Origin of the sequence: Cryptosporangium japonicum, from assembly GCF_039524755.1 — a bacterium.
Lineage (GTDB): Bacteria > Actinomycetota > Actinomycetes > Mycobacteriales > Cryptosporangiaceae > Cryptosporangium > Cryptosporangium japonicum.
Genome location: NZ_BAAAGX010000025.1, coordinates 148,808 through 165,143 on the forward strand (window position 1 = coordinate 148,808; position 16,336 = coordinate 165,143).

General features: G+C 69.4%; 18 protein-coding genes and 1 tRNA gene. 13 read left to right on the forward strand and 6 right to left on the reverse strand.

The features are described 5' to 3' along the window. The first annotated feature begins 64 nt into the window (after positions 1 to 64). From ABD437_RS30370 to ABD437_RS30395, 6 genes are all read left to right on the forward strand, one after another. Positions 65 to 1,072, forward strand: coding sequence for a FecCD family ABC transporter permease (locus ABD437_RS30370; RefSeq protein WP_344652365.1), 1,008 nt, complete (start codon positions 65 to 67; stop codon positions 1,070 to 1,072). Beyond that, positions 1,069 to 2,100, forward strand: a complete 1,032-nt coding sequence (locus tag ABD437_RS30375) for a FecCD family ABC transporter permease (RefSeq protein WP_344652366.1) — start codon at positions 1,069 to 1,071, stop codon at positions 2,098 to 2,100. The genes ABD437_RS30370 and ABD437_RS30375 overlap by 4 nt, the downstream gene beginning before the upstream one ends. Further along, entirely contained in the window at positions 2,100 to 2,900 is an 801-nt protein-coding gene (locus ABD437_RS30380; protein ID WP_344652367.1) for an ABC transporter ATP-binding protein, read from the forward strand. The genes ABD437_RS30375 and ABD437_RS30380 overlap by 1 nt, the downstream gene beginning before the upstream one ends. Positions 2,901 to 2,926: 26 nt before the next feature. After that, positions 2,927 to 3,892: an ABC transporter substrate-binding protein gene (locus ABD437_RS30385; protein ID WP_344652368.1), complete on the forward strand. Its 966-nt coding sequence runs from the start codon at positions 2,927 to 2,929 to the stop codon at positions 3,890 to 3,892. 9 nt (positions 3,893 to 3,901) lie between these two features. Further along, complete coding sequence (locus ABD437_RS30390) at positions 3,902 to 5,158, forward strand: hypothetical protein (RefSeq protein WP_344652369.1); 1,257 nt, start codon at positions 3,902 to 3,904, stop codon at positions 5,156 to 5,158. A gap of 100 nt (positions 5,159 to 5,258) precedes the next feature. Then, positions 5,259 to 5,335, forward strand: a tRNA-Ile gene (locus ABD437_RS30395). 110 nt (positions 5,336 to 5,445) lie between these two features. Here the strand turns inward: ABD437_RS30395 and ABD437_RS30400 are convergent. Then, entirely contained in the window at positions 5,446 to 5,904 is a 459-nt protein-coding gene (locus ABD437_RS30400; protein ID WP_344652370.1) for a type II toxin-antitoxin system VapC family toxin, read from the reverse strand. Then, a complete protein-coding gene (locus tag ABD437_RS30405) occupies positions 5,894 to 6,163 on the reverse strand; it encodes a type II toxin-antitoxin system prevent-host-death family antitoxin (protein ID WP_344652371.1) in 270 nt (89 codons plus the stop codon). The genes ABD437_RS30400 and ABD437_RS30405 overlap by 11 nt, the downstream gene beginning before the upstream one ends. A gap of 565 nt (positions 6,164 to 6,728) precedes the next feature. Between ABD437_RS30405 and ABD437_RS30410 the strand changes: the two genes are divergently transcribed. From ABD437_RS30410 to ABD437_RS30430, 5 genes are all read left to right on the forward strand, one after another. Beyond that, positions 6,729 to 7,415, forward strand: a complete 687-nt coding sequence (locus tag ABD437_RS30410) for an O-methyltransferase (protein ID WP_344652372.1) — start codon at positions 6,729 to 6,731, stop codon at positions 7,413 to 7,415. A gap of 148 nt (positions 7,416 to 7,563) precedes the next feature. Beyond that, complete coding sequence (locus ABD437_RS30415; RefSeq protein WP_344652373.1) at positions 7,564 to 9,114, forward strand: MFS transporter; 1,551 nt, start codon at positions 7,564 to 7,566, stop codon at positions 9,112 to 9,114. A 14-nt stretch (positions 9,115 to 9,128) separates the two neighbouring features. Beyond that, on the forward strand, positions 9,129 to 9,458 hold the full coding sequence (locus tag ABD437_RS30420) for a YciI family protein (protein ID WP_344652374.1): 330 nt from the start codon (positions 9,129 to 9,131) through the stop codon (positions 9,456 to 9,458). Beyond that, positions 9,455 to 10,723: an RNA polymerase sigma factor gene (locus ABD437_RS30425; protein WP_344652375.1), complete on the forward strand. Its 1,269-nt coding sequence runs from the start codon at positions 9,455 to 9,457 to the stop codon at positions 10,721 to 10,723. Before ABD437_RS30420 ends, ABD437_RS30425 begins: the two co-directional genes overlap by 4 nt. Positions 10,724 to 10,728: 5 nt before the next feature. After that, positions 10,729 to 11,085 (forward strand): hypothetical protein, encoded by a 357-nt coding sequence (locus ABD437_RS30430; protein ID WP_344652376.1) that lies wholly within the window; start codon positions 10,729 to 10,731, stop codon positions 11,083 to 11,085. A 350-nt stretch (positions 11,086 to 11,435) separates the two neighbouring features. Here the strand turns inward: ABD437_RS30430 and ABD437_RS30435 are convergent, their stop codons facing one another. The 3 genes from ABD437_RS30435 to ABD437_RS30445 all read right to left on the reverse strand — a co-directional run bounded on the left by ABD437_RS30435 (position 11,436) and on the right by ABD437_RS30445 (position 13,025). Further along, complete coding sequence (locus ABD437_RS30435; RefSeq protein WP_344652377.1) at positions 11,436 to 12,320, reverse strand: hypothetical protein; 885 nt, start codon at positions 12,318 to 12,320, stop codon at positions 11,436 to 11,438. Further along, positions 12,317 to 12,643 carry a PadR family transcriptional regulator gene (locus ABD437_RS30440; RefSeq protein WP_344652378.1) on the reverse strand — a complete coding sequence of 109 codons (327 nt, stop codon included), beginning with the start codon at positions 12,641 to 12,643 and terminating at the stop codon, positions 12,317 to 12,319. Before ABD437_RS30440 ends, ABD437_RS30435 begins: the two co-directional genes overlap by 4 nt. Before the next feature lie 61 nt (positions 12,644 to 12,704). Further along, positions 12,705 to 13,025: an STAS domain-containing protein gene (locus ABD437_RS30445; protein ID WP_344652379.1), complete on the reverse strand. Its 321-nt coding sequence runs from the start codon at positions 13,023 to 13,025 to the stop codon at positions 12,705 to 12,707. Between the two features lie 293 nt (positions 13,026 to 13,318). Between ABD437_RS30445 and ABD437_RS30450 the strand changes: the two genes are divergently transcribed. Then, the gene (locus ABD437_RS30450) at positions 13,319 to 14,290 is read left to right on the forward strand and encodes an AraC family transcriptional regulator (RefSeq protein ID WP_344652380.1); all 972 of its coding nucleotides are present in this window, start codon (positions 13,319 to 13,321) and stop codon (positions 14,288 to 14,290) included. A gap of 383 nt (positions 14,291 to 14,673) precedes the next feature. Next, entirely contained in the window at positions 14,674 to 15,297 is a 624-nt protein-coding gene (locus ABD437_RS30455; protein ID WP_344652381.1) for a helix-turn-helix transcriptional regulator, read from the forward strand. Between the two features lie 649 nt (positions 15,298 to 15,946). Here ABD437_RS30455 and ABD437_RS30460 read toward each other — a convergent pair. Next, on the reverse strand, positions 15,947 to 16,231 hold the full coding sequence (locus ABD437_RS30460) for an STAS domain-containing protein (RefSeq protein ID WP_344652382.1): 285 nt from the start codon (positions 16,229 to 16,231) through the stop codon (positions 15,947 to 15,949). Between the last annotated feature and the right edge of the window lie 105 nt (positions 16,232 to 16,336).

The following is a 16,336-nucleotide window of genomic DNA, read 5'->3' on the forward strand; positions in this document are numbered from 1 at the left end:
GAGCAACGGTACTGGCTGCCGGGACCATCGAGTCTCTCGATATAGCTAGGCTAACCTAACTTCCGTGAGAGGTGCCGTGGTCGGACGACAGCTCGCGGTCTTCGGCGTCGCCGTGACCGCGCTGGCCGGTGTCGTCGTGTTGAGCCTGATGGTGGGTCGGCAGTCGATCGCGCCGGTGAACGCGGTCCGCGCGCTGTTACCCGGTGCGCACGGCGAGATCGCCGACATTGTGCGTGGCCTCCGGCTGGAGCGCACGGTGGTCGGCGTCGTCGTCGGGCTGGCGCTCGGCGGCGCGGGCGCGCTCATGCAGGCGCTGACGCGCAACCCGCTGGCCGACCCCGGTCTGCTCGGGGTCAACGCGGGCGCGGCCGCGGTGGTCGTCACCGGCTTCACGTTCTTCGGCATCACCAGCGGTTACCCGCAGGTCTGGCTCGCGCTCGCCGGCGCCGCGCTCGGATCGGTCGCCGTCTACGTCCTCGGCGGCGGGGGACGCGCGGCCACGACGCCGGCCCGCCTCGCGCTCGCCGGTGCCGCGCTCACCGCCGTGCTCTTCGCGTACATGAACGGCCTGGCGATGCGTGACCAGGACACCTTCGACGAGATGCGGTTCTGGGTGGTCGGCTCGGTCGTCAACCGCGGCTGGGACGGGCTGCTCGCCGCGCTGCCGTTCATCGCGGTGGGGGTCGTCGTCGCGCTGCTGGTGACGCCGTCGTTGAACGCGCTCGCGCTCGGTGAGGACACGTCACGCGCGCTCGGGCTCGGCGTCGGGCGGACGCGGGCCCTGACCGGCGTCGCGATCACGCTGTTGTGCGGTGGGGCGACGGCGGTGGCCGGCCCCATCGTCTTCATCGGCCTGACCGTGCCCCACGTGGCGCGCTGGCTGGTCGGCGCCGATCAACGCCGTGCGGTGCCGCTCTCGATGGTGCTGGCCGCGTTCTTCCTGGTGCTGTGCGACACGCTCGGGCGGGTCGTCTCGGGCGGGGCGGAGATCCAGGCCGGGTTGGTGGCGTCGATCCTCGGTGCGCCGATCTTCATCGCGCTGGTGCGCCGACGCATGTTGGCCGCGGCATGACCGCCGTACCGGTGCTCGCGACCGGGCCGGTCGTGCTGCGCGTCCACCGTCGTTCGGTCGTGGTCTGCCTGGTGCTCACGGTTCTGCTCCTGGCCGCGATCGTGCTGTCGCTGGCGGCCGGAACCAACTCGTTCACGCTGGACGAGGTGTTCACGGCGGTGTTCGGCCAGGGCAAACCCGCCACCGAGCTGATCGTCGCCGAGCTGCGGTTGCCCCGGGCCGTCACCGGCGCGCTCGTCGGCATCGCGCTCGGCGTCTCCGGTGGGATCTTCCAGTCGTTGACCCGCAACCCGCTCGGCAGCCCCGACGTCGTCGGTTTCGGACAGGGCGCCACCACCGGCGCGCTGGTCACGATGCTCCTGCTGCACTGCGGGTTCGTCGCGGCGTCGTTCGGCGCGGTGGTGGGTGGGGTGGTCACCGCGGTGCTGGTGTTCGGACTGTCCTACCACCACGGCATCGCGCCGCTGCGGATCGTGCTCGTCGGTCTGGGTCTGGCCCTGATGTTGATCTCGGTGAACCAGCTGCTGATCGTGCGGTCGCAGCTGTACGACGCGCAGAGCGCCTCCGCGTGGATCGTCGGCAGCCTCGCCGGGCGGGAATGGACCCAGGTGACGCTGATGGGCGCGGTGCTCGTCGTCGGAATCGTGGCCGGTGCGTTCCTGCGGCGCCCGCTGAGCCTGAGCGAGTTCTCCGACGAACGCTCGATGAGCCTCGGCCTGCGGGTCGGACGGGCGCGGCTCGGGGCCGTCGGCACCGGTGTGCTGCTCGCGTCGGCCGCTGTCGCCGCCGCCGGCCCGATCCAGTTCGTCGCGCTCCCGGCGCCCCAGATCGCGCGCCGCCTCACCCGCGCGGCCGGCCCGAACCTGGTGGCGTCCGGCCTGACCGGCGGGCTGCTGCTGGTCCTGGCCGACCTCCTCGCCCGGGAAGCGTTCCAACCCCGGATCGTGCCGGTCGGTGTGGTCACCGGTGTCGTCGGTGGTGTGTATCTCGCCTGGCTGCTGAGCCGGGAGTGGAAGAAGGGCCTGTGATGACCCGGTTGACGGCGGAACACCTCGCGCTCGGTTACGACGGGCGTCGCATCGTGGACGACCTTTCGCTGACGGTCCCGGACGGTTCGTTCACGGCGATCGTCGGCGCGAACGGCTGCGGGAAATCCACGCTGTTGCGTGGGCTCGCTCGCCTGTTGAAGCCCGGTGCCGGCACGGTCGTGCTCGACGGCAAGGCCATCCACGAGTACTCCTCCAAGGAGGTCGCGCGCCGGCTCGGTCTGCTGCCGCAGTCGCAGACCGCGCCCGACGCGATCAGCGTGCGTGACCTGGTCGCCCGCGGCCGGTACCCGCACCAGACGCTGCTGCGCCAGTGGTCACCGGCCGACCAGCGTGCCGTCGACTCCGCGCTGGAGCTCACCGGCACGTCGGACCTGGCCGGGCGCCTCTTCGACGAGCTCTCCGGCGGTCAGCGCCAGCGCGTCTGGATCGCGTTGGCGCTCGCTCAGGAGACCGACATCCTGCTCCTCGACGAGCCCACGACCTATCTCGACATCGCGCACCAGATCGACGTGCTCGACCTCTGCGCACGGCTGCGTACCGAGCGCGGCTCGACGCTCGTCGCCGTGCTGCACGACCTCAACCTCGCCGCGCGCTACGCCACGCATCTCGTCGCGATGAAATCCGGCGCGATCGTGGCCTCCGGGCGCCCCGCCGAGATCATCACGCCCAGCCTCATCGAGCAGGTCTTCGGACTGGCCTGCCAGGTCATCGACGACCCGGAATCCGGCACGCCGCTCGTCATCCCCCGCATGTCTACGTTGAAGGAAGTCACCTCGTGAAAATTCGCGTCGCCGGCATTGCGTTTTTGGCGGCTTTTTCGCTCGTTCTCGGTGCGTGCGGCGGTACGGAGGACGCCGACTCGTCGTCGGCCTCCGCACCGGCGGGCCCGTTCGAGTACAAGGACGCCCGCGGCAAGGCCGTGAAGCTTGAGAGCACGCCGACGACGGTCGTCGCGCAGAGCACCGTCGCCGCCGCTCTCCTGGACGCCGGTTACCAGGTCAAAGGCGCCTACGGAGAGCTGACGCCCGGCGCCGACGGCAAGCTCAGCTACCAGGCCGGCTCGCTGGACCTGAGCAAGATCGAGGTGCTCGGCAAGACCTACGGTGAGTTCGACACCGAGAAGTACGCGCTGATGAACCCCGAGCTGCTGATCGACTACACGTTCGACCAGAAGGCGCTCTGGTACGTCCCGCAGGCCCAGGCGTCACGCGTCGAGAAGCTCGCGCCCACCGTCGCCGTGCCCGGTAACTACAAGACCACCGACGAAGCCATTTCGACATTCGTCGAGCTGGCCGGCAAGCTCGGCGCGGACACGTCGTCGTCGGCTCTGTCGACCGCGAAGTCCGACTATTCGGCCGCACTGGCGTCGGTGGCCTCGGTGGCGAAGTCGTCCGGGCTCAAGGTCGCGATCATGTCACCGAGCAAGGACAGCCTCTACGTGGTGAACCCGGCGATGCTGCCCGAGGCCACCACGTTGAAGGCGCAGGGGCTCGACGTCGTCGACCCGACCAAGGCCACCAAGGACGTGTTCGCCCAGCAGAGCTGGGAAGAGGCGACCGGCTACCGCGACGTGGACGTGATCCTCGTCGACGCACGCAACTACGACGCCGCGAAGGCCGACCTGGCGAAGATCGCGACCTGGGCCAATCTCCCCGCGGTGAAGGCCGGCCAGGTCTACCCGTGGTACGCGTCGGCGCCGTACTCGTACACCTCGTACGCGAAGATCTACCAGGAGCTCGCTGCTGATCTGGGGGCGGCGAAGAAGCTCTAGTCTGGGTCCATGGCGATTGCCGAGGAGCTCATCGCGGGGATCATCTCCAGCGTGCTCGCGGTGCTGCTGGTGGAGATCTACCTGTGGTTACGCAGGCGCTACCGGCAGCGGGCGTTACGTTGGCTGGTCGGGACGGACACCGTCTCGGTGATCACGCCCGTCTACCCGTGGGCCGAGAACGCCCACCCGGCGGGCCTGCTGACCACGTACGACGCGATCGGTCTGGCGCACGTGCTCGAGGCGTGCAACCGCGTCGGCACCGTGCCGGTCGTCACCCGCAGCGGCGAGTCCGCGGAGAACTCCCCGCTGGACGTCGTGGCGATCGGCGGCCCGTCGGGCAACCAGGTGACCTCGACGTTCCTCAAGGCCTACTGCCCCGGCTTCGAGATCCTGACCGACCCGGTCACCGGCCAGCTGTCGTACCGCTGCGGTGACCGGGTGTTCACCCGCTCCGACGACGAGACGTTCGCGTTCATCGTGCGCTTGTCGCCCCGTGAAACGGGCCTGCCGGGCACGGCGCTGATCGCCTGGGGCCACTCGGCGGTGGCGACGGCGTCGGCCGGGTACTACCTGGCGAAGTACCCGCAGGCGCTGCGCAAGGTCGGAAAGGGATCGTTCTTCGTGGCGATCTCGGTGCGGTGGGTGTTGGGGTACCGGTCGTTCGACACCCGTCCGATCGATCTGACGAAGACGGCGTTCGCGGAGCCGGCGGGTGGGTCCCGTCCGGTGCCGGCGCTGGGGTCCGGGCCTGAGCCGGCTGCGGTTTTGTCGCCGGGTGCGGGTGCGGGTGCGGGTGCGGGTGCGGTTTCGGGTCGGGACTCGGGCTCGGCTTCGGGGCCGGGCGCGGACTCGGGTTCCCGGCCGGGCTCGGGCTTGGCCTCTGGGCCCGACTCGGGTTCCGGGCCGGGCTTGGCTTCCGAGCCTGGCTCGGCCTCCGCCGGGCCGGGCGCGGGGCCGGAGCCGGTGGCGGAGGCGGAGGTGGAACCGAGGCGCCGGTTCGGCCGGTCGAGCCGTCCGACGCCGGCGCCACGCTCCTCGCCAACCGGCCGCTCCCGGGTGGCGGAAGCCCTAGACGACGTCCGAGCCGAAACCTCAGCCGTGACCACCGACCCGTCCCCGACCGGCACCGTGGCCATCCCGCTCGGCGACTCGCCCTCCACGGCAGCCGAACCACCCGACGCCCCGACGCCATCCCCGACCCGCGCCGCCAAGCGCCCGTCCCGCCGAACCCCCGACCCCGACCCACCCACAACGGACCGCAACTAACGACAACCGAGCCCGACACGCAACCCCGCTGTCGGACGCGCGACAGTCCGCCGGGGCGGCACCGCGAAGCTGGCCCCCGGACGCTAGTCTGCGCTGGCGAGGGGCGGTAGCTCAGCTGGTTAGAGCAGAGGACTCATAATCCTTTGGTCGTGGGTTCGAGCCCCACCCGCCCCACCACCAGGCAATACGCGTGCGCCCAGCTTGGCTGGTCGGTGCCGAGCGGCGCGCCTTCCCGCGTAGCGCTCGAACAGGATGGGATTCGACGCCGATACTCGGGGCCGCGGCCTTCAGGTGACGCCCGGAGTGGCAGGCCGTGTGACGGTAACGACGGTGAGAACCTCGTCGAGCCCTCGGTAATCGTCAGGGTTGGTGGTGAAGAGCGGAAGCTCTTCCGCCACGGCCGTTGACGCGATCATCAAATCGGCGACTCGTCGACGAGGCTTACGTCCGATGCTGACGACCGCTGCACAGAGGCGACCGTAGATGCGAGCGGCTTCGGCATCAAAGGGGATCGGGTCGAATTCGTTCTCGGCCCGTTGGAGGACATCCATTCGTCGGGCGCGTTCGGTGAACTCGTCGTAAGTGCTCTGCTCGTCATTGCGGCGAACTTCATGGGGGCCCGCGGATAGCTCTGCCAATGTGATGGCGCTGATCGCCATTTCGGCTGGAAGTTCGTCCGGGTTGATCCATCGGCGAAGGATCATGATGTTCGTGTCGATGAGCCCCCGCGCACGGTCATCGGTCATACGGATCGTCCAGACCGTGTTCCGCTGTGGCGTCCTGGTCGGCTCGGAAGGCTTGGATCGAGAGGTCGGGAGCGCTCCGGGACATGGCGGCGAACTCGGCACGAGGGACGAACCGTCGCCGTCGCCGCAGGGGGACCAGCTCGCCTATTTCTTGTCCGTCGCGAGTAACCGTGAAGGCCTGGCCCGCCTGGACGGCGTCCATGATCTCCTTCGATCGGTTGCGTAGATCGCGCTGGGTGATCTCCGGTTGAGCGGCCATGCGTCGATCGTACGCCGCTGCGCCACCCGGTGCTACCAGGTAGCACGCCGCTCCCTGGCGGCGCGGCGATGTTTCGGCCCTGCGGCTGGGCTCTGGCATGCGTCAGTGCCCGGACGCTATGTCATCTGGCGCCACTCCGTGCCGCTGGTGGACTCGGCTTGGCCAGCGTCATCTTCGGCGCGACGGACACGTGGCCGATCGCGGTGCTCGACGACGACGATCACGGCGGCCGGAACGGGAGTGCTGCTCGCTCAGCTGCAGCGCACGCACCACGCCGTGCAGGGCGTGAACATTCGGCGCACTGGCCAGCTACTTCGCCACCGGCGGATGCATCCCCGTCGCCGGACTTTCCCCTGTTACCGGCGGCCTTCTCTGCCGTCTGGCCGCCCTCGTACGTCTTCGAATGGGCCAATCCAGTGCTGCACGGATTCCGTGCATCCGCTGATCTCGGGTCGTTGGGCATCCTCTGCGTCCCGGTCTCCTCGGAGTCGGCGCGGCGATCTGCGCAGCCCAGCGGGAGCAGCTCCGGCCGACGACCGACGGTCGGTGGAGAGAAGGAGCGCATATGTACGAATCAGATGCCCAGTGGCGCGAGGTCGACTACTTCGCCGATACCCTCGTGCCGGAAGACGAAGCTTTGGCGGCAGCGCGGCTTAGCGGACACCTGACCACGATGCCCAGCGCGGAGGTCGCGCCGAATCAAGGCCGACTACTCGCCCTCTTAGCGCAGATGGCGGGCGCCAAGCGCGTGCTGGAATTCGGCACCCTCGCCGGCTACAGCACGATCTGGCTGGCCCGGGCCGTTGGCGAGCAGGGGCACGTGACCACTCTCGAGGTAGCCGAACCGAACGCTGCGGTCGCGCGCGTCAATCTGGAACGCGCCGGCGTCCTCGAGAGGGTCGACGTCGTCGTCGGCCCGGCCGCCGCCTCCGCGCAGCGACTCGTCGACGACGGCGCGGAGCCTTTCGCCTTCGTATTCATCGACGCTGACAAACCCAACAACCCCGCCTACCTGGCGACATCGCTCGCACTGTCCGCGGCGTCCGTCGCGTGCTGGGCGACATCGCTGCGGATCCGCGGTTGGAGGCGACCGCCCTCCAGACCGTGGGCTCGAAGGGCTGGGACGGCTTCACGATCGTCCGTCGTCGCGCTTGACGCCCGCACACATTGTCACCGTTGGCCGACGGCGCAAGGACGTCGAGGCAGCGAGCCGCATTCGCCGCACGCGCTCGTCAGCGCGTCGGCAGCATGAGGTTCCGCTGACCAGGTTCCTTCTCGGTTCGCCTAGTCGTGTGTCGTAGATCACGACACGCGCGGGTCGGACGATTGTCGATTTCGAGTGCTCTGTGCGACGGGGTTCTGAAGACCCGATCACACGAGGGACGGACAGGACGTCGCACATGAGCTATCGCGCGGGCGCAACGCCTCTGGCGGGCGTACGGGAGTGGGCCGGGCTGGCGATCCTGGCACTTCCGACACTGCTGGTGTCCCTGGACATGTTCGTGATGCTGCTGGCTCTGCCCCATATCGGCCGCACCTTGCACGCCAGCGGTGTCCAACAACTGTGGCTCCTGGACATCTACGGCTTCATGGTCGCCGGCTTCATGATCACCATGGGAACGCTGGGCGATCGCCTCGGCCGACGGCGGGTCTTGTTGGTCGGCGCCGCCGTCTTCGGGCTCGCTTCGCTAGCCGCTGCGTGGTCGACCAGCGCGGCGATGCTGATCGTCGCCCGAGTGGTTCTGGGTATCGCGGGTGCCGCGCTGGCTCCGTCGACGCTGTCGCTGATCACCCACATGTTCCGGGATCCGCGGCAACGAGCCGCCGCTCTCGGGGTGTGGGCAGGCTGCTTCACCGTGGGGGCGGTCGTCGGCCCCCTGGTCGGCGGAGTTTTGCTGGAACGATATTGGTGGGGGGCGGTGTTTCTGCTCGGTGTTCCGGCGATGCTGTTGCTGCTGGCCGTGGGTCCGCTGGTACTTCCTGAGTACCGGGACGAGCGCGCTGGGCGGCTCGATCTGCCCAGCGTTGCTCTCTCGCTCCTCAGCGTGCTACCGCTCATGCAAGCGGTGAAATCGCTGACCCGAGACGGTGCGGATGCCACCTCGTGGGTACTGCTGGGAGTCGGGCTGGTAGTCGGCGTGATCTTCGTCCGCCGACAGCGTCGGCTCGCCGATCCGCTGCTGGACCTCGGGCTCTTCGCCGACCGCACGTTCGGAGCCACGTTGGGCGGCATGCTGCTGTTCTCCACCCTTTCCGCGGGGACCATGGCTCTGGTCGCGCAGCACTTCCAGCTCGTCAACGGCTTGTCGCCGCTGCGTGCCGGGCTCGCGTTGGCGCCGGGGATGCTCGCCTCGGTGGCCGGATTCCAGCTAGCGCCCGTGCTGGCCCGTCGTATCCGACCGGCCTACCTGATCGCCGGGGGCATGCTCTGCACCGTCGTCGGTCTACTGGTGATGACGCAAGCAGACACCTCCGGGACGGCTGCCCTGATCGTCGGCTTCGCGGTCACCTGCCTGGGGCCCGCCCCGCTGGTCACGCTCGGCACCGGTCTGGTCATCGGCGCGGCACCCCCTGAGCGGGCCGGTTCGGCCGCGGCGATGGCTCAAACCGCCAACGACTTCGGGTACGCGCTCGGCGTTGCCGTGCTCGGAAGTGTCGGCACCGCCGTGTACCGGGCCAATCTTCCTGCCGACGCCCCCGCGGCCGCACGCGACAGCATCACCGGTGCCGTCGAGGCAGCAAGCCGATTGCCGGAACCGGCCGCCGCGCCCTTGCTCGCCGCAGCGCATCAAGCATTCGCCGCCGGCTTGCATCTGGTCGCCGCGCTCAGCGCGGTGATCCTGATCGGTGTCGCTGTCTTGCTCGCCGCCGTGCTAAGACACCTGCCGCCGCTCGCGCCGCCGCCCTCGGACCGATCAGCCGAGCCGGTACCTGCGGACAACGTCCATTGACGGGAGGGTTTCTCATGACCCAGTACGCGATCCTGCTCTACACGCCTGCCCCTGCCGATGTGGCTGACATGCCGATCGAGGAGCGTGAGGCGCAACTCCGGCATGCTGCCGAAGCCGAAGAGCTCGGAGGCAAGGTGGTCACTGGGTTCGGGCTCGCACCCAGCACCACCGCGACCACCGTGCGCGGTGACAGCGTCACCGATGGACCGTTCATCGAGGCGCGGGAAGTCATCGCCGGCTTTTACATCCTGGAGGCGAGAGACCTCGACCACGCACTGCAGATCGCGAAGCGCAACCCCGCGACGTGGCGAGGTGGCGTCGAGATCCGTCCAGTCTTGGGATGAGCAACGTGTCGGAGCAGGTGAACCGGGCTGTCGCCGAGGCCTACCGCGCCGAATGGGCTCTGGTGTTGGCAGCGACTGTCCGCGTCGCTCGGGACTTCGACCTCGCCGAGGAGTGCGTTCAGGAAGCCTACGCGCAGGCATTGGTCACCTGGACACGCGACGGCATCCCGGACCGGCCGGGCGCCTGGCTGCTCACCACAGCCAAGCGCCGTGTCCTCGACGTCATCCGACACGAGCAGGTGCTGCGGGCAAAACTGCCTCAGTTGTTGATCCGGGCGGAGGACACTCCTGCCTCATCGGTGGAGACCAACCGGACCGATGACGTTCCGGATGATCGGCTGCGGCTGATCTTCACCTGCTGTCACCCGGCACTGGACAAAAACGCCCAGGTGGCCCTCACTCTCCGGCTGATCTGCGGAGTATCCACCGGCGACATCGCCGGGGCCTTCCTCGTGTCCGAGACCACCATGGCGGCGCGAGTGACCCGGGCGAAGAAGAAGATCGCCATAGCGCGGATCCCATTCCGGGTACCGCGCGGGGGCGACCTGCCGGAGCGACTCGACGCCGTCCTTTCGGTCATCTACCTGTTGTATGCCGCCGGACATGTTGCCCCGTCCGGGACCCAGCTGCAGCGAGTCGATCTCGCGGAACAGGCACTGTACGTCAGCCGAATGCTGCACCAGCTCATGCCCGACGAGTCGGAGGTCGCCGGGCTGCTCGCGCTCGTACTGCTCACCGACGCCAGACGGACGACGAGAACAGATGGCGACGGCGCGTTGGTGCGCCTGGAAGACCAGAACCGGAGCGAGTGGAACCGCGCGGCGATCGACGAAGGACGAGAACTCGTCCTTCGCGGAATGCGCGTGGGACCAGCGGGCCGATACTTGATTCAGGCCGCGATCGCCGCGTTGCACGCCGAGGCGCCGACGTTCGACGACACCGACTGGCCGCAAATCGTCCGGCTGTACGACCGCTTGCTTCAGGTCTGGCCGTCGCCGGTCGTCGCGCTGAATCGAGCTGTGGCACTGTCCATGGCCGTCGACCCGACGACTGCTCTGCGCGAGGTCGAGGCTCTGGAGAAGGATGCGCGACTGCGCGCGCATCACTACCTTCCCGCGATCAAAGCCGATCTCTTGCGCCGACTGAACCGTCCAGCCGACGCAGTCCTCGCCTACCAGGCTGCCCTCGCCCTGGCCGAGAACGAGACGGAAAGGGAATTCCTGACTCGCCGGCTCCACGCTGTCTCCGGCCACCAGCGGATCTAGCCGCCGTGGATTTCGGCATCGGCACGGTCGACACGACATCATCCACGCAGCGCTCCGTCGGGGCAGGGTTGTGGCTATTGCTGACGGCTACGGTCGGTGCTCGTCTGGCCGATCGGATGGGGGTGGCGGTTGTGGCCCATCGTCGTGGCGAGCGGTTGCCGGAGGCGCGGCTGCGCGGTCCGCAGTTCGTTCCGATGACGCAGGAGCAATACGAGAGGGCGGTGGATGCGTTGGCGGTGTTGATCCGGCGGTACTTTGCCGCGCGTCCGCCGAGCGATTCCTGGATGGTCGGGCCGGGACTCGTTCCGGTCCGAATGATCGGACGCGGGGCGCGGCGACCTGCCAGGACGGGTTCAGTGTAAGCGTGAACTGCGCAAACGCACCGGCAACGGGTCGCCCGGCAGCAGCACCGGCTGGTTTGCACATTGCCACCACCGGCCCACCACCAGGCAGTGCGTCGGCACCAGAGTGGCCTGTCGGTTGTCGAGGCGGCCGTGTGCCGGTCGTACCGGATGGGATTGGCGTCGATGCGAGGGAGAGCGGTCTTCAGGGGGCGCCTGGCATGGATGGCCGGGTGACGGCGACCACGGTGAGAACTTCGTCAAGGCCTAACCCCACACGGTTCACGCGAATACGTTCTCATTGCCGGGGCGTGGCGACCTGGCGTGCGGCGCCTGATCGCGCCAGCGCAATCCTGCCTGAAGGCCGGTGATCATCGCCCGCGAGGCCCTCCGGACGGGAGCGCGTCCGTAGCGGCGACGGGGTGCGCGAGCCGGCCGAGCACCACGCCCAGCGCCAGGCCGGCGAACCCGACGAACAGGTAGGGGTCGAACTCGGTGAGGTCCGCGACCCACCACGCGCCGTCTTCGGAGAGTCCCAGCGGCAGACCGGTGTACGCGGAGGGGAACCAGAGCGCCGCCTGCGACCAGACGACCGTCTCCGGCAACGGCGTGCCCAGCAGCGACAGCCACAGCAGGAGCACGGTCGCGACGGAGGCCGCGAGTAACGCACCGAGGATCCCGGTCGTCCACGCGGCCACGCCCCGGCCGGCGCGCGCGAGCCGCGAGGCGAGGACCAGCACGACCGCGAACAGCCCGAAGAACATCGCGTGCGTGGGAACGTGGTCGGCCGGCGGGCCCACCCAGCTGCTGATCAGCGCGCTCACCGCGAAGCCTGGCACCACCACCGCGACGATCCGTAGCAGCGGGCCGCCGGCCGCCCATACCCGGCCCAGCGCGGCCAGCAGCACGGCCGCCACTGCGACGAAGATCGCCATCAGGGACGTGGCGGAGCCGGTGCTGGTCGGCGGCGCCAGACTCATCGCGACCAGGCTCGCCGCCAGCAGGACGATGACCGTGACCGGCGCGACGACGATCAGCCGCACCGCGTGCCAGACCCCCCGGCCGGTCAGCAGCGGACCGTTGCGGTGCCGGGCCACCGCGAGGCTCGCGGCGAACCGCAGCGCCTGCGTGGTGCGGCCCTCGGCCGAGAGCGCGTACAGCTCGGCGTCCCACTCGCGTCGGTTGTCGTCCTGGACGTCGGCCGGTGACCGGCGGACGGCCAGGTCGAGCAGTGCGCGGGCCAGGCGGTCGCTCACCACGCGCCACCCCCGGTGGCCGGCCGGCCGAGCGGGCTGCCCGGCGTGGTTTGCGCGCGCAGCTCGGCCAGCGCCCGGCGGGCCTCGGTCGCGCCCTCCGCGGTGAGGCGGTAGTAGCGCCGCGCGGGGCGCCCGGCCTCCGCCGGGTCGACGTCCTCCCAGCTCGCGGTGAGCCAGCCGGCCTCGGTGAGGCGGCGCAGGATCGGGTAGAGGGTGCCGCTTGCCAGACCGGCGGCCTGCATCAGCTCGAGGCCGTAGTGGTCGGCGTCCGGGTCGGCGAGCAACGCCGCCAGAACCCGCGCCGTCGGGACGGTGATCCGCACGGCCGCACTATAACGCGTCTCTACATAGGGAGTCGGACGTGTCCCCTGAGCAGAGCTCGCCTCAGTATTCGACGTTCCACGGTGCGCGCTGGCCTGCGTTTTCGCTCGTCCGCATAGCCGTGGAGCAGAGCATGCGGGCCTCGTTCAAGGCGCGAGCACCGCCGACGTCGAGGAACCGTAGATCGGTCAGGTCCACAATGATCGAGGACAAGGCGGTATCGAGCACGAGGCGTGCAGGCTCATAGGTCAACCGTCGACGCCTGGGTGGCGTTCCCTCGCCGTACGGCGCGTGGATCCGGCACGGGCGACCTCCTCTGACGCGTAGCTCACGCCCGAAACCCGTCAGGTCGCTGCGGATGCGGACGGCGAGTACCAGCTTCAAGCTCGGGCCATCGAAGCCACGCCGGGTACCGGATGTCGCGCCTACCGACTGCGCGAAAACGGTTGGTGACTCGGAGCGACGATCGGGCGGTCCGTGCACCGGTGCTTTCGGGCCCGGCATCTCCTCGGCTCGCCACCGCTTCTGCGCGTTGGCGTGGGGTCTCGAGGTCGTCCATCCGTTCAAGCGATCTCGGGGTTGACGTTCGCGGCGCTCCAGGCCGATGGTGAGGTTCGTTGAACGCGCAGCCGTGACGCCCCACGCGTATCGAGGGTCGCCGGGCGAAGGGAGGACGCATGGCCGCGCCGGCGTCTCACCTGCCGATCGAGCGTGCCGCGGTGGACTCCGGTGACCTGGACTGGGTTCGGGAGATGCTCAGTCAGCGATACGCCGATCACGTTCCCCATGTGCGGGGAGATGCCCGCAGGTTCGGTTTCCGGTCGGAGTTCGCGGCCGCCGGTGCGCTGAGCGTCGACCGGGTCAGTTATCAGGCGTGCATGGCGATCACCGCCGATCCGCACGACAGTGTCCTGATCATCAGCATGCGCGGTGGCGGTCTCGACGTGTCGACCGGGCGGCAGCGCTGCGAGGTAGCCGGTGGTGAGGCGCTGTTGTTGCCCCAAACGGGTCTCGACATGGTGCAGGACTGGTCGGCCTACGAGGTGGCGCAGTTCCCGGCCGAGGCAGTGACCCGGCTCGCCGACCAGTTCGGCGTCGCACCAGCCGATTTCCGGTTCGACGCGATGACCGCCGTGTCGCCCGCGGCGACCCGGCTCTGGCTGGCCACCCACACCCACCTCAACCGGATGCTGGCCACCGCGGGCGAAAACGTGCCCGCGCTGCTGCTCAGCGCGGCGATCGACATCGCGGCCGCCACCGCGCTGAGCGTGTTCCCGAACACCACCATGACCGTGGACTACATTGCCGGTCCGGGCCGGGTGCCACCGGCGACGGTGCGCCGGGCGGTCGCCTACATCGACGCGCACGCCGACCAGCCGGTCACCTCCGAGGACATCGCCGCCGCCGCCGGGGTCAGCGTCCGCGCGCTGCAAGCCGGGTTCCGCCGGCACCTGGACACCACCCCGCTGGGTTACCTGCGCCGGGTCCGGCTCGAACACGCCCACCGAGACCTGCGAGCCGCCGACCCCACTACCGGCGTCACCGTCGCCGCCATCGCCCGCAAGTGGGGATTCACCGACCTCGGCCGGTTCGCTGCCGACTACCGTCGAACCTTCGACTGCCTGCCCCGCCACACCCTGCACACCTGAGAAAACCGTGACCTTCCGATGGGCAAGCCGCAGACCACGACACCACCCCCACCGGCTACGAGCACCGTGTCGGGCTCCCAGACCGGCGGCCGCACCGTCACCGGCATCGCCGGCACTCGCGCTTCGGCAATCCCGGCCGGTTGGCCGCCGCGGACCGGGCTGCGTTCGGCGTCCTACCGGGTCACACTCTGCGCACCTGATTGGACTCGGCCCCACGAGCGGGAAAGGACGGCGGCCTGAAAACACCCACACCCGGGGCCGTACGGCGGCATGAGTACGCCACGTCCGACCCGCGTGAGGCGCGAGAGCTCATCGACAACCTCTTCGGCGGCCGGCTGCAGCTGAAGGCTTCCCGGGACACCAGCTGGGAGGCCAGCGTCAGGATGCTGGACGCCGGTACGTTCAGCGTCACCCTTCGGCAGTCGCTGGTCCTGGACGTGGCCGCAGGCACGTCCGCCGAGAACACGCCCTGGCGATTCACCGCCACGCAGGCCACTCCCAGGGATGCTGCGCGGTGGCGGCAGGTCACCCGCTTCGTCGAGGACCTGCTCGGAGAACCCGAGGCGGCGGCGTCACCGCTGCTGCTCGGATCGGCGGCACGGCTGCTCGCCGCAACCGCCGTGACCGTCTTCCCGAACACCCTCGTGCCGGAGACGACCCCCGCCGACCGGCTGGACGCCCATCCCGCCACCCTGCGCCGAGCCGTCGCCTACCTCGAGGCGAATCCCGACCTCGACCTCGCGGTCGCCGACATCGCCCGGGCCGCCTGCGTCACGCCTCGCGCGGTGCAGTTGGCGTTCCGGCGTCACTTGAGCACGACCCCGATGGCATACCTGCGCCGGGTCCGCCTCGACCACGCCCACCGGGCCTTGCTCGCCGCCAACCCCCGCGACACCACCGTGGGCGCCATCGCCGCGCGGTACGGCTTCGCCGACCACAGCCGCTTCGCCGCCATCTACCGGCAGACCTATGGTGTCCTGCCCAGCAGCAGCCTGCACGACCGCTGACCCTGCCGGGGCCGTCGGGACGCTTTCGACCTCCGCCGTTGAACCAGGACGCGGTCTGGGTGATCGCGGGGTCTACACGCACGCACCTGGCGTCGGACGAGTGGCTGAGCGAAGCTCGTGACTTTTCGTGAACTCCTCGTGCGAAGCCTCGGGTGACGGCGTGACCGGCTATGCCGTGGATGAGTTTTGATCGGAACTCTTGTTCGCGACGGCGGATTCTTCCTTCAGGAACGAGCGTTCGCGGAGTCGGTCCTCGAGTCGGGCGCGGGCATGATCCGCATCAGCTTGAGCAGACGCCGCGAACCGGCCGTGCAATTCAGCCACCCTCCGGCGCCGCTTTGCTCGCGCATGGGCTTGCGAGGCGCGCTGTCCGAGCATCTCGGCACGCTGAGAAGCTGATGATTCCTCCACTCCACCATGGCGCCCCGCGCGTACCCGCCCCTCAAAACGAAGCGCCGGGCCACGTCGTTTTCTGCTTAATCGCTTCGCCGTCCGGGTTGTCTGCGTCGTTGCCGACTGCGGAGTGGGACCGCCTCATCGATCAGCGAGATACCGAGCACGTGCGGTCGAGGGCGCATCCGTGTCGGTGCCGCCAGGTCGGTGAGGCCGACGATCTGCAGCACACGGAGTACGGATGGCAGCAGGTTGGTCACGTGGAGGCGCCGTTCACGGCAGAGCAGGTCGCTCGGGCCTCCGGCAAGGCGCGGGCACCGCTGGCGTCGACGAACCGCAGATCGGTCAGGTCCAGAACGATCGACGCCAACGCAGTGTCGCGCACGAGGCGTTCAACGGCCAGAGTCAGCGTCGCGGCGGAGGTTCGATCCAGATCGCCGGCCACGGCGACGCGCACGGCTTGCGCGTCGATGCGCGTCGCGACGGTAGTCGCCGGCGGCCGGCCACCCGCCGCTTCATCCGCAGGCAGGCTCATGGGCATCGGCGATCCTCTCTTGGCCGCACCTCACGACCGAGCGCCGGTCAGGCCGCGGCCGCGGCGGATGTGGGCGGCGCGCATCGGTTCCAGTTCAGGCCAGCGAAGCGA